The organism is Serratia sp. NFX21, from assembly GCF_048517035.1.
GTDB classification, from domain to species: domain Bacteria; phylum Pseudomonadota; class Gammaproteobacteria; order Enterobacterales; family Enterobacteriaceae; genus Serratia; species Serratia quinivorans.
The window spans coordinates 458,682-478,422 of record NZ_CP183196.1 but is presented as its reverse complement, the minus strand read 5'-3'; the positions used below and the strand labels follow the sequence as shown (position 1 = coordinate 478,422).

Below are 19,741 nucleotides of genomic sequence, written 5' to 3'. Positions count from 1 at the left end.
AGTTTGCGTGACGTACCAAAACAGACCACCGTTGTTGGGCGATAAACAGGCTGGAAACAGAGGCAATGCCACTACGGGTTGGGGCTTTCCGTTACCGGCGTTGGCAAAGCCCGACCGGCAAAATAAGCGGCTATGTTGTCGAACACCAGATCGGCCATCATCCGCCGCGTGCTGTGGGTCGCACTGGCCATATGCGGCGTTAGTACCACATTGTCCCGCCCCATCAACCCGGCGGGAACCTGCGGTTCGCATTCAAAAACATCCAGACCAGCACCGGCAATTACCCCTTGGTCAATCGCCTTTACTAATGCCGCTTCGTCGACCACCGAACCCCGCGCAATGTTGATTAAGATGCCGTTAGCGCCCAATGCCGCTAACACCTTTGCATCCACCAGCGCCCGCGTCGCCCCCCCTCCGTTGGTGCAAACCAACAGAAAGTCGCAGTGCTCGGCCAGTGCCTGAGGGGTCGCAAAAAAACGCCCGCTAAAATCGGCATATTGTTGGCGGGAATGATAACTGACGGCCATATTGAAGGCGGTTGCCCGCTGAGCTATCGCCCGTCCGATCCTTCCCAATCCAAGAATGCCCAGGCGTGCGCCGCTAACCTTGCGCGTCCAGGGATAGCCGCCCTGCAGCCAGTCACCGCGCTCGATAAAACGTTGGGCGCCGCCAATCTGCCTGGCCGTCGCCAGCAGCAGCCCGATCGCCAGATCGGCAACGTCATCGGTCAGCACCCCCGGCGTATGCGTGACGCGCACACCCTGAGCCCGTGCGGCCAACACATCCACCCGCTCGTAGCCCACACCAAATACGGCAATCAGTTTTAACTGCGGCAAAGCGGCAATTTGTGCCGCACTGACCGCCGTTTCGCCATCAACCAGCAGGACGGTGAATTCGCTGGCTCGGGCCGCCAGCGCCAAAGGGGCCAATTCGCGCTGATCCACCAATGGGAAATGTTGACGCAGTTGCACCACCAACCTTTGCGGCAAAGGTGAGGCCTGCAAAATGGTCTCAGCCATGGTTGTTCTCCCGCAGTGCAACCTCGCCTGTGGCCGCTGATAGCGGCCTGCCAAGCCGCAGGCCGATAATGCCGCCAGCCACCAACGCCGCAGCGATGGCCATCAGCGCAATATCATAGTTGCCGGTAATATCTTTAATTCGCCCCATGACCGGTGGAAAGACCAGGCCGGCAATATTGGCCACCGCATTAATCAAGGCTATTGACGCCGCACCAGCCACGCCGGCGATAGATTCGGTGGTTACCGCCCAGAAAATAGGGGTGATCGCCCAGTTCAACGCGACGGTAAGCACCAACATGCCGTAGGCCAACACCAGATTTTGACAATAAATCGCCGCCAGCAGCAGCAGACCGGCGGCAATCAGCGGGCCCCCCAAATGCAGGGATCGTTCACCGGTCAAATCGGAGTGCCTGCCATTGAAGTACATGAAAATGCAGGCAAAGAAAAACGGAATGGCGGAAAGGACACTGACAACAAAGGAGCTTTGCTCCGTGACTACGCCCTTGACGATTAAAGGCAAAAATAGCGTGATACCTATGGTGCCGAACGCCTGCAACAGCCACATAAAGCTCAGCGCCCAAACCCGCCGGTTGTTCAACGCCTGGCTCCAGCGATGTGATTGTCCGCCAGCGGTCTCCGCCATTTCACCGGCCATTTTATTGACCAGCCACTGACGTTGCGGCGGCGCCAACCATTTTGCCTGTTGCGGCGCATCATCGAGGTAAAAATAGGTGACGATGCCCAGCAACACCGCCGGGATACCTTCCAGCAGGAACAGCCAGCGCCACCCTGCTATGTCAAATAAACCATGCATATTCAGGATGCTGCCGGACAGCGGCAGGCCAATAACCGAAGCCAGGGCTGCACCGATGTAAAACATCGACATGGCACGCGCACGGTCACTGCGCGGATACCAACAGGAAAGATAATAAATAATGCCAGGGGTAAACCCGGCCTCCGCCACGCCGAGTAAAAAACGCATCACATAGAGTTGCGTTGGCGTTTGCACCAGGCTCATACCGGCGGCGATGATGCCCCAGGTGACCATGATGCGCGCAATCCATATCTTGGCACCGATACGGCTCAATAATATATTGCTGGGGACTTCAAAAATAATGTAGGAAATATAGAAAATCCCTGCGGCAATACCATACATCTCAGCGCTAAGCGCCAAATCGGCATTCATCTGCAATGCAGCAATGGAAATATTAGATCTGTCTATATATGCAATAAGATAAAGCAGCATAATAAATGGAATAATACGTCGATTCATCCTTTTGATTGTCGTGGAATAAGTACTGGAATCCATAATTCATCCCCCAGAGCAATTCATTAATTTCTGCACGATCTGTTCCTGACAAATCACGCATCCAGTGGTGTTTTCATCTCGTCATCAGAAAAAACTCGTTGTTGAATATAAAAATCGGTTGGTTGTTTAATAGGCTAGCGTACATTGTAGGCACGAAAATCCATCTTGTAATACAAGATAGATCACAAAAAAACACCGAGCCGGGGGTCGGAATGATTTACAAAGTAGAAAATTAATTCTAAATTAGATTTTTAAATCCAAAAAAAAGATCACCATGCTGAGCCGCTACCACGCCATCGCCGATGCCATTACGCTGTTGTTTGCCCCTTACGCCGAAGTGGCACTTCATGATTTGGCCAGCCAGACGCTGGTTTACATCACCAATAACCGATCGCAGCGTGAGCTGGGCGAAAGTTCCAACCTGAGCGAGTTACAGGATGAACCTGGTTTACAGGTGATTGGCCCCTACCTGAAGCGCAATTGGGATGGCAGCCAACTGCGGTCTATCAGCGCGGTCCTGCGCGATGACAGCGGCAATCCCATCGGGCTGATGTGCATCAATCTTGATATCACCGTGCTGGAAAGCGCTAAAGCCGCGCTGGATATCTTTCTGGCGGGCAACGCCTTGCAGCCGCAGCCGGATGTGTTGTTCCAGGACGACTGGCAGGAGCGCATTAACACCTTCATTTATCAATGGTTGCAACAACGCCAGCAGACGCTCAGCGCACTTAACGGCGCAGGGCGGCGAGCACTGGTGGAGGCGCTGTATCACCAGGGTGCTTTCAAAGGAAAAAATGCCGCCGGCTATGTCGCCAAGATCCTCGGCATCGGCCGCGCCACCGTCTATAACTACCTGAAAAATATCAAGGAGTCTGTATGAGTCAGTTATTTGACGCGATTGTTTCCGCCCATCAGCAATTGCGTCCGCAGGTTCGCGTGACCCCGCTGGAACGCAGCGTATTGCTGTCACAGCAGTTGGGTTGCGAGCTGTATCTGAAATGCGACCATCTGCAACCTACCGGCTCTTTTAAGTTTCGCGGCGCCAGCAACAAGCTGCGGTTGTTAAGTGACGAGCAACGTCAACGCGGGGTGATCGCGGCTTCCAGCGGTAATCACGGCCAGGCGATGGCGCTGGCAGGCAAACTGACGGGAGTCAGCGTGACGGTGTATGCCCCGGAAACAGCGGCAGCGATCAAACTGGAAACCATCCGCGCGTTGGGCAGCGAAGTGGTGACGGTACCGGGAGATGCCCTGAAAGCGGAACAGGCGGGGGAAAAAGCGGCGCAGGAACAGGGCAAGGTGTATGTCTCCCCCTATAACGACGAGCAGGTGATCGCCGGTCAGGGCACCTGCGGCATGGAGTTGGTCGAGCAGCAAGCGGATTTGGATGCAGTATTTATCGCCGTGGGTGGTGGTGGCTATATTTCAGGAATTGGTACCGTTTTGCAGCAATTATCGCCGAAAACGCAGATTATTGCCTGCTGGCCAGAAAACTCCACCAGCATGTACAGTGCTCTGCAGGCCGGTCATATTTATCCAGTCGAAGAGCAGGACACGCTGTCAGATGGCACCGCCGGCGGCGTTGAGCCGGGTGCGATCACCTTCCCACTGTGTCAGCAGGTGATTGACCGCAAAATATTGGTCAGTGAAACTGAGATCAAGCAGGCCATGCGTCAGATTGCCGCCAGCGATCGCTGGATTATCGAAGGCGCAGCCGGGGTGGCCTTAGCCGCCGCCATCAAACTGGCTCCGGAATTTCAGGGCAAAAAAGTGGCGGTGGTGCTGTGCGGGAAAAACATTGTGCTGGAGAAATACCTCAAAGCGATCGCCGATGAAAATCATTAACAAACGGCAGTTTCGATCGGGCCGGCGATACAGAGCGGACAGATTGTGAAGCGTATTTTAGCGCGGTTATAGCCTGCTTTCAGGGGCGCGGTGGCGCCCCTGTGATGCCAAAACCATCAGGCATTCAGCACAAACTTCTCGATGGCGCGGGCTACACCGTCTTCGGTATTGGTGCTGGTAACAAACTGCGCTACCGCTTTCAGTTCCGGGATAGCATTGCCCATCGCCACGCCCAACCCGGCATACTCAATCATCGCCGTGTCGTTGGCCTGATCGCCCAACGTCATCACGTTTTCACGCGCAATACCGAGATGATCGGCCAGCATTTTCACCCCAGCCCCCTTATCCACTTTCTGGTGCAAGATTTCCAGGTAATAAGGCGCGCTTTTCAGGATGGTGTAACGTTCCCGCGTTTCTGCCGGGATGCGAGCGATAGCGCGATCCAACAGCTCAGGCTCGTCGATCATCATCACTTTAGGGAAACGAATCGAAGGATCCATCTCTTCCACGCTGCGGTATTTCAGCGGAATACCGGTCATCTCAGACTCATGCACGGTGTATTTGCCGATATCCTTGTTCGGGGTATACAGGGTATCGAAATCAAACGCCTGGAAATGGACGCCAAACTCGCGAGCCATCTTCTCGAAGTGCAGGTAATCCTCAAAACCCAATGTTTCCTGCAGGATGCATTCACCATCTACTGCCTTCAACACCAGCGCGCCATTATAGGTAATACAGAAATCACCGGGCCCCTGAATGTCCAACTGACGCAGATAATCCTGCACGCCGACGTAAGGCCGCCCGGTGGCCAGCACCACATGCACCCCTTTGCGGCGTGCCTCGGTGATCGCCTGCTTTACCGCCGGCGTAATCTGGTGCTGCGGGTTAAGCAGCGTGCCGTCCATATCAATCGCAATCAGTTCAATAGCCATTCGAGCCTCTCCCAGTGGTTTTGCCCCATGCTAACGCGTTTCAGCCCGTAATGTCAGCGCCAAAAAAGGCGTAAAAAAATCCGCGCGGGTCGCCCGGCGCGGATTTTTACAGCCATCAATGCGTTAGATATCGATGTTTGCCGCTTTCAGGGCATTTTCTTCGATAAAGGCACGACGAGGCTCAACCGCATCACCCATCAGGGTGGTGAACAGTTGGTCAGCAGCAATGGCGTCCTTCACGGTCACGCGCAGCATGCGGCGGCTTTCCGGATCCATGGTGGTTTCCCACAGCTGCTCTGGGTTCATTTCACCCAGACCTTTATAACGCTGTACTGCCAGCCCACGGCGTGACTCTTTCACCAGCCACTCCAATGCCTGTTCGAAGCTTTCAACGGGTTGACGACGCTCACCACGTTCGATGAAGGCATCTTCTTCGATCAGGCCGCGCAGTTTCTCACCCAGCACGCAGATCTTGCGATATTCGCCGCCGTGGATGAAGTCGAAGTCCAGCGCGTAGTCGGTATCCACACCGTGGGTACGGATGCGCAGTACCGGCTCAAACATCTGGCGCTCACGGTTCTCAAAGATCACCGAGTCATAGCTGCTGCCATGCTGCTCTTTGTCGTTCAGCAGTTTCACCAGCGAATCAATCCAGGTTTTAACCTTGGCCTGATCGCTCAGATCGCCCTCTGCCAAAGTTGGCTGGTAAATCAGGTTGTTCAGCAGTGCACGCGGGTAGCGGCGCTCCATACGACCGATCAGCTTCTGCACGCTGTAGTGCTCGGCAACCAGTTTTTCCAATGGCTCACCGGCAAGTGCTGGTGCGCTGGCGTTGGTGTGCAGGGTTGCGCCGTCCATTGCGATAGATATTTGGTACTGATCCATCGCTTCGTCATCTTTGATGTACTGTTCCTGCTTGCCTTTTTTCACCTTGTACAGCGGCGGCTGAGCAATGAACACGTGGCCGCGCTCAATGATTTCCGGCATCTGACGGTAGAAGAAGGTCAACAGCAGCGTACGGATATGCGAGCCATCGACGTCGGCATCGGTCATGATAATGATGCTGTGGTAACGCAGTTTGTCCGGGTTGTACTCATCGCGGCCAATGCCGCAGCCCAGTGCAGTGATCAGCGTCGCCACTTCCTGCGAAGACAGCATCTTGTCGAAGCGTGCTTTCTCAACGTTGAGGATTTTACCTTTCAACGGCAAGATTGCCTGGTTCTTACGGTTACGCCCCTGCTTGGCAGAGCCGCCCGCTGAGTCCCCTTCCACCAGGTACAGTTCGGACAGCGCCGGATCGCGTTCCTGACAGTCTGCCAGTTTGCCCGGCAGGCCAGCCAGATCCAATGCGCCTTTGCGACGGGTCATTTCACGCGCTTTACGCGCTGCTTCACGAGCACGCGCCGCATCGATGATTTTGCCGACGACGATTTTCGCGTCGCCCGGGTTTTCCATCAGATAATCGACCAGCTTTTCATTCATCAGCGTTTCAACCGCGGTTTTCACCTCGGAAGAAACCAGCTTGTCTTTGGTCTGAGAAGAGAACTTCGGATCCGGCACTTTCACCGAAACCACGGCAATCAGGCCTTCACGCGCATCGTCACCGGTGGCGCTGATTTTGGCTTTTTTGCTGTAGCCTTCTTTATCCATGTAGCTGTTCAGGGTACGGGTCATCGCGGTACGGAAACCGACCAGGTGGGTACCCCCATCACGCTGTGGGATGTTGTTGGTGAAGCAGTAGATATTTTCCTGGAAACCGTCGTTCCACTGCAGCGCCACTTCCACACCGATGTCATCTTTCATGGTCGAGAAATAGAACACGTTTGGATGGATCGGGGTTTTGTTCTTGTTCAGATACTCAACAAACGCCTTGATACCGCCTTCGTAGTGGAAGTGGTCTTCTTTGTCGGTACGTTTGTCTTTCAGGCGGATAGACACGCCCGAGTTCAGGAATGAGAGTTCGCGCAGGCGCTTGGCCAGAATATCGTACTCAAATTCGACATTATTGGTGAAGGTTTCATAGCTCGGCCAGAAACGCACCGTGGTGCCGGTCTGATCGGTTTCACCGACCACTTTCAGCGGCGCCTGTGGCTCGCCCATGGCGTAGGTCTGTTCGTGCACCTTGCCTTCGCGACGGATAACCAGTTCCAGCTTCTCGGACAAGGCGTTAACAACAGAAACGCCCACGCCGTGCAGACCGCCGGATACCTTGTAGGAGTTGTCATCAAATTTGCCGCCGGCATGCAGCACGGTCATGATCACCTGCGCCGCAGAAACCCCTTCCTCTTCGTGAATACCGGTCGGGATACCACGGCCGTCATCCTGTACCGAAACGGAGTTATCGGCATGGATGGTCACCTGGATGTCACTACAGTGGCCAGCGAGTGCTTCGTCGATAGCGTTGTCCACAACCTCGAATACCATGTGGTGCAGACCGGTGCCATCATCGGTGTCGCCGATATACATGCCCGGGCGCTTACGCACCGCGTCCAGCCCTTTTAATACCTTGATACTTGAGGAGTCATAAGAATTCGACATCAACGTTTCTCGCTCATTTTAGTCCTGTGGTTGAACCTCTATTTTACCTTGTTCCACGCGGAACATCTTGCCCTTTTCACCGGCCATATCGGTCACTTGTTCAGCGCTTACGGCACTGACAAAGACCTGGGCCTGGGTGGCTTTCAGGCGATCGGCCAGCAACCGGCGACGGCCGGTGTCCAGCTCGGAGGCAAAATCATCAATCAGATACAGGCAACGCCGCCCGCTCTGCCGGGTGAGAAACTCACCCTGCGCTAAGCGCAACGCGCACATCAGCAGTTTAAGCTGACCGCGCGATAACAAATCCTCTACCGGCGTGCCGTCGGCACGAATGCGGAAGTCCGCCTTATGCGGCCCCACCGCGGTATAGGTTAACGCCCTGTCACGCTCAAACTGGCGCTCCAGCAGCTCTCCGTAGTCACTCTCTTTGTCCCAGCCACGCTGGAAAGAGAAACTCAGGGCAAATTCGGGCAAAAACTGCGCGCATGTCGCGGTAATATCCGCGGCAATCGCGTCGCTGTAAGCTGCCCGCCACTCGCTGATACGCTCGGCCAAGGGGATCAGTTCCTGATCCCAGGCGCGGATCTGCGCATAGCGACTGACCTGGCGCAGCGCGGCATTGCGCTGCTTCAGTAACCGTTTCAGGTTGCTCCAGGCGGTGAAAAAACCGGGTTCGTTATGAAAACAGCCCCAGTCCAGGAAGGCACGCCGAAATTTCGGCCCACCGTTTAGCAGGGTAAAACCTTCGGGGGTAATCAGTTGCATCGGCAATAACTGCGCCAGTTCAGCCACTTTGTGGCCGTCGCTGCCATCGATGCGTACCTTGCTGTCCCCCTGACGGCTCTTGCTTAATCCTACGGAAATTTCACGCTCTGCACCGTCAATACGGCCGTGCAAAATAAACTCCGGCTGGTCGTGGCGGATCACCCGCCCGGCCTGCAGGCTGCGAAACGCCCGCCCGTGCCCAAGGGTGTAAACCGCCTCAAGCACGCTGGTTTTTCCGCTGCCATTGGCACCCACCAGAAAGTTGAATCCCGGCGCCAGCGCCAAATCGGCAGCTTCTATATTACGGAAATCTTTAATCAGTAAACGCGTCAGAGCCATGCAATCTCTTTACCCATGACGGTAAGTTATTCAACCTTATATACCCTATGGATTTCAAGTTGCAGCTAGTGCAGCCAACAACGCTGCAGCTTGAAAGACGACGGGTATGAACTACAACCGCATTGGCATGACGACGTAGGCAGCAGACTTACTGGCACCGTCTTCGATCTGCACGCTGGAAACCGAGTCGGTCAGCAGCAGGCGCACATCTTCACACTTGAGCGCGTTCAATACGTCCAGCACGTAGCTGACGTTGAAACCAATTTCCATCTCGGTGCCGTCGTAGCTGACATCGAGGATCTCTTCCGCCTCTTCCTGTTCCGGGTTGTTGGCAGTGATCTTAAGCTGGTTTTGGCTGACATACAGCCGCACACCGCGGAACTTCTCGTTCGACAAAATGGCCGCACGAGCAAACGCCTGCTTGAGCAGATCGCAGCCGGCTTCCAGCGTTTTGTCCGGATTCTTCGGCAAGACGCGACGATAGTCAGGGAAACGGCCATCAACCAGCTTGGAGGTGAAGATAAAGTCACCGACGTGGGCGCGAATGTTGTTACTGCCGATTTGCAGTTGCAGCAGCGTATCGCCACCGTCCAGCAAACGCACCAGCTCCATCACGCCTTTACGCGGCACGATCACCGAATGCGACGGCAATTGCTGACCGATCGGCATCGAGCACACCGCCAGGCGGTGGCCATCGGTCGCCACGGTACGCAGTTCTTCACCTTCGGTTTCGAACAGCATGCCGTTTAAGTAGTAGCGCACGTCCTGATGAGCCATCGAGAACTGCGTGGCTTCGATCAGGCGCTTAAGGGTCGCCTGTGGCAGAGAAAATTCAACTTCGCTCTGCCAGTCGTCCAGGTTCGGGAAATCCACCGCCGGCAACGTAGAAAGAGAGAAGCGACTGCGGCCGGAACGCACCAGCATACGCTCGCCTTCCAGCGTCACAGTGATCTCGGCCCCTTCGGGCAAGCCACGGCAGATATCAAATAATTTACGCGCGGGGACGGTAGTCGCGCCCGTTTCATGAGGTTGGGACAGGGCAACGCGTGCCACCATCTCCATCTCCAGATCGGTGCCGGTCAACAGCAGGCAGCCTTCCGTCACCTGCAACAGCAGGTTACCCAGAATTGGCAGCGTTGGGCGGCCGCCCAGCGGGCTGCTCACCTGTTGCAGTGGTTTTAGCAGATGCTCACGTTCAACGATAAATTTCATAGCGCTAGGAAGATAATGTTCTGATTAAATTGGAGAAATCTTCTTTGATGTCGTGACTTTCCTCACGCAACTGCTCGATCTTCCGGCAGGCGTGCAACACCGTGGTATGGTCGCGGCCACCAAACGCATCGCCGATTTCTGGCAGGCTGTGGTTGGTGAGCTCTTTTGCCAACGCCATCGCCATTTGGCGGGGACGGGCAACGGAACGCGAGCGCCGCTTGGACAACAAATCAGCGATTTTAATTTTATAGTATTCCGCCACCGTCTTTTGAATATTATCGATGGTGACCAGCTTTTCCTGCAATGCCAGCAGATCGCGCAGCGCTTCACGCACGAAATCAATGGTAATGGCACGGCCGGTAAAGTTTGCGTTGGCGATCACGCGGTTCAACGCCCCTTCGAGCTCACGCACGTTGGAACGCAGGCGCTTGGCGATAAAGAACGCCACTTCGCCCGGCAGACGGATATTATTCTCGTCGGCCTTTTTCATCAGGATCGCTACGCGGGTTTCCAGCTCCGGCGGTTCGATCGCGACCGTCAGCCCCCAACCGAAGCGGGATTTCAGACGATCTTCCACGCCGTTAATCTCTTTCGGATAACGGTCCGAGGTCAGGATAATCTGCTGATTGCCTTCCAACAAGGCGTTAAAGGTATGGAAGAACTCTTCCTGCGAACGCTCTTTATTGGCAAAAAATTGGATGTCATCGATCAGCAGCGCATCGACCGAACGGTAATAACGCTTAAATTCTTCAATGGCATTGTTCTGCAAGGCTTTGACCATGTCCTGCACAAAGCGTTCCGAGTGCATATAGACCACTTTGGCGTTGGCCTTGCGTGCCATGATGCCGTTACCCACCGCGTGCAACAGGTGAGTTTTACCCAGGCCGGTGCCGCCATAAAGGAACAACGGGTTATAGGCACCACCCGGGTTATCCGCCACCTGACGGGCCGCCGCGCGCGCCAACTGGTTGGATTTACCCTCAACAAAGTTATCAAAGGTGTGCTTTGGGTTAACGTTGGAGCGGTAAGAAAGTTCAGGCTGCGGCGCTGCGTTGTCCCAGCTTGGGCGGGACGGCGCGGCAACACGCACTATTGGCGCGCTGGGTGCACTGACGCTGGCAGTAACGGTCTGGCTGATGATTTGGGAGAGGGGCTTACTGCCCACTTCAAAACGCAGCAATGGGGCATCCGTACCGCAGAAATCATTCAACAGACCATTGATATTGTTTAAGTATTTATCGCGAACCCAATCCAGCACAAAACGATTGGGCGCATAAAGCGCCAGGGTGTTGTCACTCAGTTCCGCCTGCAATGGGCGTATCCACATACTAAATTCTGTGGCAGGTAACTCATCCTGCAATCGGGCAAGACACTGCTGCCAAAGCGAAAGTGACACGGCGGACTCCACTCGAACAAGATCAATAAAAGAAAAGAATCAGGCTAATTTTTTATAACTCATGATTTTTGACACATACCCGGCATCGGCTGTTTGCCTGTGGGGGATGCGAACCGCCTTTCACGGTTTATGTCCCTCACGATCCCCGCTTGAGAGATCGCGATCGGAATGACGGATCATAGCGCAATCCGCGCAAGAGATCCTCCTCTTCATCACAGATTAGATCCATTTTATCCACAGGCCCCGGCCTGCGGCGATCTTTTCGCCAGCCTCGCCAAATTGCAGGCAAAAACCCGCCTGCGGAAAGGTATTTTTTACATTGTCAACCGGTTATACCCTGTTATCCACGCCCGATCCTTGGCTTTGCCCCCAAGGATCGCATCGGGATCCTTGCGATTTACCCCCGAGTCCGTATAATCTTCGCCCTACGTGTGTACCTGGTTCCTAAATGGTGTGTCATTAACCGGACAGGATTCTGCGGTGACCACGGGCCAAGACCGGATTTTACTCCGAATTGGCAGACAACCAGGTAGGCTAGCGCAATGTGAATTGACTCAGGACTGTACAATTATTACAATCCCGCCTCTTTATATATTGCGATTGAGGCGTCGGTCGTCTTCACGCCGAATAGCCAAACGCGTTTACTGATCAGTAATTATTTTAAGTTTAGGTAGAAATCGCCATGAAACGCACTTTCCAACCGTCCGTATTGAAGCGTAACCGTAGCCACGGTTTCCGTGCTCGTATGGCCACCAAAAATGGTCGTCAAGTTCTGGCCCGCCGTCGTGCGAAAGGCCGTTCTCGTCTGACTGTTTCTAAGTAATAAAAGCTAACCCGCTGAGTGGTTAAGCTCGCTTTTCCCAGGGAGTTACGTTTGTTAACTCCCACTCACTTCACTTTCGTCTTCCAGCAGCCACAACGGGCTGGCACGCCGCAAATCACCATCCTCGGCCGCCTGAACCAGCTGGGGCATCCCCGCATCGGTCTTACCGTCGCCAAAAAACACGTCAAACGCGCGCATGAACGCAACCGGATCAAACGCCTAACCCGCGAAAGCTTCCGTTTACGTCAGCACGAGTTACCGGCGATGGATTTTGTCGTGGTGGCCAAAAAAGGGATAGCGGATTTGGATAACCGTGCACTGACGGAAGCTTTGGAAAAATTATGGCGTCGCCACTGTCGCCAGGCTCCCGCATCCTGATCGGGCTGGTGCGGGCTTACCAGCTCGTCATCAGTCCGCTGCTTGGGCCTCGTTGTCGCTTCCAGCCGACATGCTCTCATTACGCAATTGAGGCATTAAGCAGGTTTGGCATGATAAAAGGCAGTTGGTTAGCATTGAAACGCGTATTAAAATGCCACCCCTTGAACCCAGGTGGCGATGATCCCGTGCCGCCGAAACCCGACGATAACAGAGAACACTAACGATGGATTCGCAACGCAATCTTCTCCTCATCGCTCTGCTGTTCGTGTCTTTCATGATCTGGCAAGCCTGGCAAACGGACAATGCTCCGCAACCAGTCGCGCAGACCACGCAACAGACTTCGAACCCAGCTACCGGTGATGCCGCAAGCTCAGCAGTTCCAGCCAGTGGCCAAGGTAAACTGATTACCGTAAACACTGACGTGCTGTCGCTGACCATCAACACCCGTGGTGGTGATATCGAGCAGGCTAAACTGTTGGCCTACCCTGACACTCTGGGTTCATCGACGCCATTCCAGCTGCTGGAAACCACACCGGCATTTGTTTATCAGGCGCAAAGCGGCCTGACCGGCAGAAACGGCCCGGATAACCCGGCAAATGGCGAACGTCCTCTGTTCCAGGCGGCGCAGGACAGCTACACCCTGCCGGAAGGCCAGGAAGAGTTGCGCATCCCGCTGACCTTTACCGGTAAAGATGGCGCTATCTACACCAAAACTTTCGTGCTCAAACGCAATCATTACGCGGTTGCCGTTGACTACAACGTCGACAACAAGAGCACCACTCCGCTGGAACTGACCCTGTTCGGCCAACTGAAGCAGACCACCGAGCTGCCTAAGCACCGTGACACCGGCAGCAACAACTTTGCCCTGCACACCTTCCGTGGCGCGGCTTACTCTTCCAGCGATGACAAATACCAGAAGTATGCGTTCGATAAGGACGAGAACCTGAGTGTCACCACCCAGGGCGGTTGGGTTGCAATGCTGCAACAATACTTCGCCACCGCGTGGGTACCGGCAACTCAGGGTAGCAATACCTTCTATACCGCCAAGCCTGGCGACAACCTGTCTACCATCGGCTTCAAATCTACTCCGGTAGTGGTGCAGCCAGGTGCGCAGCAGCAACTGAACGCCACCCTGTGGGTAGGCCCGGAACTGCAGGATCAGATGGCCCAACTGGCGCCGCATCTGGACCTGACCGTGGATTACGGTTGGTTGTGGTTCATCTCCCAACCGCTGTTCAAACTGCTGAAGTTCATCCACGGCTTTATCGGTAACTGGGGCTTCTCAATTATCATCATCACCTTCATCGTGCGCGGCATCATGTACCCGCTGACCAAAGCGCAGTACACCTCGATGGCGAAAATGCGCATGCTGCAGCCAAAACTGCAGGCGATGCGTGAGCGTATCGGTGATGACAAACAGCGCATGAGTCAGGAAATGATGGCGCTGTACAAGTCTGAGAAAGTGAATCCGTTGGGGGGTTGTCTGCCGCTGGTTATCCAGATGCCAATCTTCCTGGCGCTGTACTACATGTTGATGGGCTCGGTTGAGCTGCGCCACGCGCCGTTCGCTTTGTGGATCCACGACCTGTCGGCGCAAGACCCGTACTACATCTTGCCAATCCTGATGGGCGTGACGATGTTCTTCATTCAGAAGATGTCGCCGACCACCGTGACTGATCCGATGCAGCAGAAAATCATGACCTTCATGCCGGTGATCTTCACAGTGTTCTTCCTGTGGTTCCCGTCCGGTCTGGTGCTGTACTACATCGTCAGTAACCTGGTGACCATCCTCCAGCAGCAGTTGATTTACCGCGGCCTGGAAAAACGTGGTTTACACAGCCGCGACAAGAAAAAAACCTAAGCGTATTGTAGGGGTTCGGCGCGCTGAACCCTTGCAGTAACACCAAGAGGCGGTCATTAGACCGCCTTTTTGCATATTGAATTGTCAGAGAAGAGAATCACTATGAGCACCACCGATACCATCGTAGCCCAAGCCACCCCGCCGGGACGCGGCGGCGTCGGCATTCTGCGTATTTCCGGCCGTGGCGCCAAAGATGTCGCCCAGGCCCTGCTCGGCAAGCTACCCAAGCCGCGTTACGCCGATTACCTGCCATTCCGGGATGCCGCAGGTGCCACCCTGGATCAGGGCATCGCACTGTGGTTCCCAGGCCCTAATTCGTTTACCGGCGAAGACGTGCTGGAGCTGCAAGGCCACGGCGGGCCGGTGATCCTCGATCTGCTGCTCAAACGCGTGTTGGCGCTGCCAGGCATGCGTATCGCGCGGCCCGGCGAGTTTTCCGAACGCGCATTCCTCAACGACAAGCTGGATCTGGCGCAGGCCGAGGCGATTGCCGACCTGATCGATGCCAGTTCCGAGCAGGCGGCACGTTCAGCCATGAACTCGCTGCAGGGGGCTTTTTCCACCCGCATCCACCAGCTTGTGGAAGCACTTACTCACCTGCGGATCTATGTGGAAGCGGCCATCGACTTCCCCGATGAGGAAATCGACTTCCTGTCTGACGGTAAAATCGAAGCGCAGCTCAACGGCGTTATGGCCGATCTGGACAGCGTACGCGCCGAAGCGCGCCAGGGCAGCCTGCTGCGTGAAGGGATGAAGGTGGTGATCGCCGGGCGGCCAAACGCCGGTAAATCCAGCCTGCTGAACGCATTGGCCGGCCGTGAAGCGGCGATTGTTACCGACATTGCCGGCACCACCCGCGACGTTTTGCGCGAACATATTCACATCGACGGCATGCCATTGCACATCATCGACACCGCCGGCCTGCGTGAAGCCAGCGACGAAGTTGAGCGCATCGGTATCGAACGTGCATGGAATGAGATCGAACAGGCGGATCGCGTGCTGTTTATGGTCGATGGCACCACCACCGCGGCCACCGAACCGGCTGAGATTTGGCCAGAGTTTATGGCACGTCTGCCGCACCGCTTGCCAATCACCGTGGTGCGCAATAAAGCCGACATCACCGGTGAAACGCTGGGCATGACAGAAGTAAATGGTCACTCACTTATTCGCCTGTCGGCGCGTACCGGCGAAGGCATAGATCTGCTGCGCGACCACCTGAAGCAGAGCATGGGCTTCACCAGCAATATGGAAGGTGGCTTCCTGGCGCGCCGTCGCCATCTGCAGGCGCTTGAGCAAGCGGCCCAGCATCTGGTCGAGGGCAAAGAACAGTTAGTGAGCGCTTACGCGGGGGAGCTGCTGGCCGAGGAATTGCGCCTGGCGCAGCAAGCGCTGAGTGAAATTACCGGCGAATTTACCTCCGATGACCTGCTGGGGCGCATCTTCTCCAGCTTCTGTATCGGCAAGTAAACCCTCATCCTTCTAAGGAAAGAACAGGCATGGCATTAACGCTCAGAGTGTTACTGGAAAACCGCCGCGCCACCGGCGCGGACAAATCGCTGCGGGTGAAAGCCGGGCTCAGCCTGTTGATTCAGGATGAAACGGACTCAATTTTGTTCGATACCGGCCCCGATGGCAGTTTTCTGGATAACGCAGCGCTGATGGGCATTGACCTGTCAGGGCTAACCGCGACCGTACTGTCACACGGCCATTATGACCACTGCGGCGGTGTCCCCTGGTTACCCGATAACAGCCGCATCATTTGCCATCCGCAAATAGCCGATGAACGCTATTCGGCGGTAAAACTGCTTGGCCATAGCCGGAAAATCAAAAAATTATCGCTGGATATCGATTACTCCCGCCATCGTATGGAATACAGCCGTGAGCCACTGCATATCAGCGAACGCTTTATGTGGTCAGGGGAGATCGCGGTGGCCGAGCCGAAGGCCTATGGCGTGATCGGCGGAAAAACTGAGGCTGTGGATTACGTTATCGACGAAGGCGTGCTGATTTATAAGTCCGATCGCGGGCTGGTGATTATTACCGGCTGCGGGCATCGCGGGATCATTAACATCGTGCGCCACTGCCAAAAGATCACCGGGGTCAATAAGATCCATGCGTTGATCGGCGGTTTCCACCTGCGCTGCGCCTCACCGCGCCTGATATGGCAGGTCAGGCAATTTCTGAATCAGCAAAAACCCGATAAGCTCATGGGATGCCATTGTACCGGCGCATGGGGGCAGCTGTGGTTACCGGAGATGATATCGCCGGCGACGGGGGACACTTTCGTTCTGGAATAAAACGCTAATAAGCACATTAGTTTTTACCGCCCTACCACTGAACAACAATCGCTATCTCCCCTGGCTTGCCAAAAATCACCTAAGCTTATCTCAGCGATTTTTGGCGGGAGAGATAAGAAAAAATGAATGAACCACTGGATTTACTGGGTATCGGCCTTGGCCCCTTCAACCTCAGTCTGGCCGCGCTGGCCTATGAAAGTGGCGTCCTCAATTACACCTTTCTCGATCGAAACGCCAGCTTCCGCTGGCACCCCGGCATGCTGCTGCCTTCCGCCTATATGCAGACCTATGTACTGCAGGACCTGGTTACGGCGGTAACACCCCGTAGCCAATTCTCCTTTATCAATTACCTGGTCGAGCAGAAAAAAATCTATCGATTTTTGATCACCGAACAGCAAATTATCAGCCGTGAAGAGTTCTCTGACTACCTGAGTTGGGCCTGCGATAGATTAGATGGACTACAGTTTTCACAGTCGGTTGAAAGTATTGATTTTGACGATGACAAGCAGCTGTTCGAAGTCCGCACCATCAACCAGACTTTGTGGGCAAAGAATATCTGCCTGGGTACCGGCCACGCCCCCTGGTTGCCGGAGGAGTTTTACCCTGCGCTGGGCGAAAACTGCCTGCATGCCGCCGAAATTGCCATTCGCAACCCGGATCTGACCGGTAAGCGGGTCACCGTTGTCGGGGGAGGCCAAAGTGGTGCAGATATTTTCCTGAACGCGCTACGCGGCCATTGGGGAGAAGCCGCACAGCTGGACTGGATTTCCCGCCGGCCTAACTTCCAACCGCTGGACGAGTCCGCCTTCACCAATGAATATTTCACCCCGGAATACGTCGATTATTTTTATACGCTGCCGCAGGAAATCCGCGAACGCGAAATCAAGGCTCAGAAGTTACCTGCAGACGGCATCAGTAATCATACGCTGCGTACGCTGTACCGCGAGTTGTACCTGCGTTTCGACGTAATGCACCAGCCGCGTAATGTCCGTCTTTTACCACACCGTACGCTGCTGGCGATCGAACCGACGGACAAAGGCTATCAATTACGCACCCGCCACGGTTTGGAAAACCGCCAGGAAGGGTTTCACGCCGACGTCGTCATTTTAGCGACAGGTTACCGCCCTTCGTTGCCGTCCTGCCTAAAGCCGCTGCTGTCACGCATTCCTTTCGACAACAAACAGCGCTTGCCGCTACAGCCGGATTTTAACCTTGAGTGGCAGGGGCCTGAACAGAATCGTATTTATGCGGTGAATGCCGGAATACACAGCCACGGCAGCGCAGAAGGGGGACTCAGCCTGATGGCCTGGCGCTCGGCCCGCATCCTCAATCATCTGCTCGGCAAACCCCATTTTGATCTGACGCCGAACGCATCGATGATCCAATGGTGGAGTGATGCTCCTCCGGACAATGATATTGCTTATCCAGATAAATAGGATAAAACGCATACTGTTTTTTAATGATAAATCCTCGACTTATGCTTAATCTAACTCCCCAGCGTTTTCAGCGCCCCCTCTGTCACGGAGTGAATAATGGCATGTCATTTTGCCCGATGGATCCCCACATCCACCGCACTGGATACCCGGAGATTATCCGCCGAGGTCGTTGCTGCAACCGCTGCTTTTTCCGTTAAACGCCGCCAGCGCTTCCTGCAGGGGCGCATCCTGCTCGCAGAAATGATGTTTTATCTTTATGGCTTGTCGACATTGCCGGCTCTCGCCACCACCCCCACCGGACGCCCCTGTTTCGTCGACAATCACCTGCCCGATTTCAGCCTGGCCTATGCCAGCGATACGGTGGGGGTTTTGCTCAGCCAGGAAGGCAAGGTAGGCCTGGATATCGAAGTCATGCGTGCCCGTGCCGGGCAACATAGAGAGCTGCAACACCAATACCAAACGCCGGCAGAAAACGCCTGGATCAGCGCACAGTACGACCGGCTGGAGGCGGAAACCCAACTGTGGAGCATTCGCCAGAGCGTGCTGAAGCTTTCCGGCCTGGGTAACAGTGGACAATCGACGCTGCTGCTGCACCCTTTTTCCGGCCATTTGCGCTCCAGCATTACCCCCCAGGTTCATGTGATGAGCGATGCCGACGAATACCTGAGTTGGGCTTGCGCACGTGAACCCAACCTGGAGCGCTTAATCTGCTGGCAATACGAAGCGGGGAAAGGCCTGCACAAGCACGGCGAAATCTCCCCGCGAGCCCCTGCGCTCTCTACCCGCTTTGTGAAATTAACCAGTCTGGCGCTCCACCGCTGACATCGACGATTTATGGCTAATCTGTAAGATAAAACTTTCTTTAACGGATAAATTTCTGCATAAAACTGCAAAGTCAGCCAATTATTCAGTAATCATCTATTCTCCCCGCCCTTCTTGCCCTACTATCTTTGGGTGTTCCAAGCTGAATCTGTTCATTCGAAAGGGAGAATCACCATGTCAGACCAAGCATTAAAAATCGTCACTCTGCTCGGCAGCCTGCGTAAAGGCTCTTACAACGCGATGGTCGCCCGCGCCCTGCCAGGCCTCGCGCCACAGGGTGTCACCATCGAAGCACTTCCCTCTATCCGTGATATCCCGCTGTACGATGCCGATGTACAACAAGAAGAGGGCTTCCCCGCTTCGGTGGAAGCCATTGCCGAACAAATCCGCCAGGCCGACGGTGTGATCATCGTGACCCCGGAATATAACTATTCGGTACCCGGTGGGTTAAAAAATGCCATCGACTGGCTGTCCCGCCTGCCGAATCAGCCGTTAGCCGGTAAACCGGTGGCGATCCAAACCAGTTCCATGGGGCCGATTGGCGGCGCGCGCTGCCAGTATCATCTGCGCCAGATCCTGGTGTTCCTCGATGCGATGGTGATGAATAAGCCGGAGTTTATGGGCGGCGTGATCCAGAACAAAGTGGATGCGCAGGCTGAGGAACTCATTGACCAGGGAACGCTGGATTTCCTGACCGGGCAACTGTCCGCCTTCAGCGATTATATTCGCCGTCTGAAATAAATGTCTTTTTTGACGCCTTCATAAAAAA

Annotated in this window: 18 protein-coding genes; 11 read left to right on the top strand and 7 right to left on the bottom strand. The window is 55.0% G+C overall.

The window, feature by feature from the left end:
- Positions 1 to 71: 71 nt before the first annotated feature.
- Positions 72 to 1,019 carry a 2-hydroxyacid dehydrogenase gene (locus tag ACNT1W_RS02235; RefSeq protein ID WP_419246352.1) on the bottom strand — a complete coding sequence of 316 codons (948 nt, stop codon included), beginning with the start codon at positions 1,017 to 1,019 and terminating at the stop codon, positions 72 to 74.
- Positions 1,012 to 2,328 carry an MFS transporter gene (locus tag ACNT1W_RS02230; RefSeq protein ID WP_419246351.1) on the bottom strand — a complete coding sequence of 439 codons (1,317 nt, stop codon included), beginning with the start codon at positions 2,326 to 2,328 and terminating at the stop codon, positions 1,012 to 1,014. Before ACNT1W_RS02230 ends, ACNT1W_RS02235 begins: the two co-directional genes overlap by 8 nt.
- A gap of 274 nt (positions 2,329 to 2,602) precedes the next feature.
- Between ACNT1W_RS02230 and ACNT1W_RS02225 the strand changes: the two genes are divergently transcribed.
- A complete protein-coding gene (locus ACNT1W_RS02225) occupies positions 2,603 to 3,208 on the top strand; it encodes a helix-turn-helix transcriptional regulator (RefSeq protein WP_261099706.1) in 606 nt (201 codons plus the stop codon).
- On the top strand, positions 3,205 to 4,173 hold the full coding sequence (locus ACNT1W_RS02220) for a threonine/serine dehydratase (RefSeq protein ID WP_012004511.1): 969 nt from the start codon (positions 3,205 to 3,207) through the stop codon (positions 4,171 to 4,173). The genes ACNT1W_RS02225 and ACNT1W_RS02220 overlap by 4 nt, the downstream gene beginning before the upstream one ends.
- A 116-nt stretch (positions 4,174 to 4,289) precedes the next feature.
- Here the strand turns inward: ACNT1W_RS02220 and yidA are convergent, their stop codons facing one another.
- From yidA to dnaA, 5 genes are all read right to left on the bottom strand, one after another.
- Positions 4,290 to 5,105 carry a sugar-phosphatase gene (gene yidA / locus ACNT1W_RS02215; RefSeq protein WP_259191364.1) on the bottom strand — a complete coding sequence of 272 codons (816 nt, stop codon included), beginning with the start codon at positions 5,103 to 5,105 and terminating at the stop codon, positions 4,290 to 4,292.
- Positions 5,106 to 5,228: 123 nt separating this feature from the next.
- Positions 5,229 to 7,643 carry a DNA topoisomerase (ATP-hydrolyzing) subunit B gene (gyrB, locus tag ACNT1W_RS02210; RefSeq protein WP_012004509.1) on the bottom strand — a complete coding sequence of 805 codons (2,415 nt, stop codon included), beginning with the start codon at positions 7,641 to 7,643 and terminating at the stop codon, positions 5,229 to 5,231.
- 18 nt (positions 7,644 to 7,661) lie between these two features.
- Positions 7,662 to 8,747 (bottom strand): DNA replication/repair protein RecF, encoded by a 1,086-nt coding sequence (gene recF, locus ACNT1W_RS02205; protein WP_012004508.1) that lies wholly within the window; start codon positions 8,745 to 8,747, stop codon positions 7,662 to 7,664.
- A gap of 111 nt (positions 8,748 to 8,858) precedes the next feature.
- Positions 8,859 to 9,959 (bottom strand): DNA polymerase III subunit beta, encoded by a 1,101-nt coding sequence (gene dnaN, locus ACNT1W_RS02200; RefSeq protein ID WP_112362298.1) that lies wholly within the window; start codon positions 9,957 to 9,959, stop codon positions 8,859 to 8,861.
- Positions 9,960 to 9,963: 4 nt separating this feature from the next.
- Positions 9,964 to 11,355 (bottom strand): chromosomal replication initiator protein DnaA, encoded by a 1,392-nt coding sequence (gene dnaA, locus ACNT1W_RS02195; protein ID WP_012004506.1) that lies wholly within the window; start codon positions 11,353 to 11,355, stop codon positions 9,964 to 9,966.
- Between the two features lie 682 nt (positions 11,356 to 12,037).
- Here dnaA and rpmH point away from each other — a divergent pair.
- From rpmH to ACNT1W_RS02150, 9 genes are all read left to right on the top strand, one after another.
- Positions 12,038 to 12,178, top strand: a complete 141-nt coding sequence (gene rpmH, locus ACNT1W_RS02190) for a 50S ribosomal protein L34 (RefSeq protein ID WP_003849659.1) — start codon at positions 12,038 to 12,040, stop codon at positions 12,176 to 12,178.
- Between the two features lie 18 nt (positions 12,179 to 12,196).
- Complete coding sequence (gene rnpA / locus ACNT1W_RS02185; RefSeq protein ID WP_004950547.1) at positions 12,197 to 12,556, top strand: ribonuclease P protein component; 360 nt, start codon at positions 12,197 to 12,199, stop codon at positions 12,554 to 12,556.
- Entirely contained in the window at positions 12,520 to 12,777 is a 258-nt protein-coding gene (gene yidD, locus ACNT1W_RS02180) for a membrane protein insertion efficiency factor YidD (RefSeq protein WP_012004505.1), read from the top strand. The genes rnpA and yidD overlap by 37 nt, the downstream gene beginning before the upstream one ends.
- Positions 12,778 to 12,779: 2 nt before the next feature.
- Positions 12,780 to 14,417: a membrane protein insertase YidC gene (gene yidC, locus ACNT1W_RS02175; RefSeq protein WP_012004504.1), complete on the top strand. Its 1,638-nt coding sequence runs from the start codon at positions 12,780 to 12,782 to the stop codon at positions 14,415 to 14,417.
- Between the two features lie 102 nt (positions 14,418 to 14,519).
- Positions 14,520 to 15,884: a tRNA uridine-5-carboxymethylaminomethyl(34) synthesis GTPase MnmE gene (gene mnmE / locus ACNT1W_RS02170; RefSeq protein ID WP_012004503.1), complete on the top strand. Its 1,365-nt coding sequence runs from the start codon at positions 14,520 to 14,522 to the stop codon at positions 15,882 to 15,884.
- Positions 15,885 to 15,913: 29 nt separating this feature from the next.
- Positions 15,914 to 16,714: an MBL fold metallo-hydrolase gene (locus ACNT1W_RS02165; RefSeq protein ID WP_419246350.1), complete on the top strand. Its 801-nt coding sequence runs from the start codon at positions 15,914 to 15,916 to the stop codon at positions 16,712 to 16,714.
- Between the two features lie 122 nt (positions 16,715 to 16,836).
- Positions 16,837 to 18,150: a lysine N(6)-hydroxylase/L-ornithine N(5)-oxygenase family protein gene (locus tag ACNT1W_RS02160; protein ID WP_419246349.1), complete on the top strand. Its 1,314-nt coding sequence runs from the start codon at positions 16,837 to 16,839 to the stop codon at positions 18,148 to 18,150.
- 96 nt (positions 18,151 to 18,246) lie between these two features.
- Positions 18,247 to 18,972, top strand: coding sequence for a 4'-phosphopantetheinyl transferase family protein (locus ACNT1W_RS02155; protein WP_112362302.1), 726 nt, complete (start codon positions 18,247 to 18,249; stop codon positions 18,970 to 18,972).
- 174 nt (positions 18,973 to 19,146) lie between these two features.
- On the top strand, positions 19,147 to 19,713 hold the full coding sequence (locus ACNT1W_RS02150; protein WP_012004499.1) for an NADPH-dependent FMN reductase: 567 nt from the start codon (positions 19,147 to 19,149) through the stop codon (positions 19,711 to 19,713).
- The last annotated feature ends 28 nt before the right edge of the window (positions 19,714 to 19,741 follow it).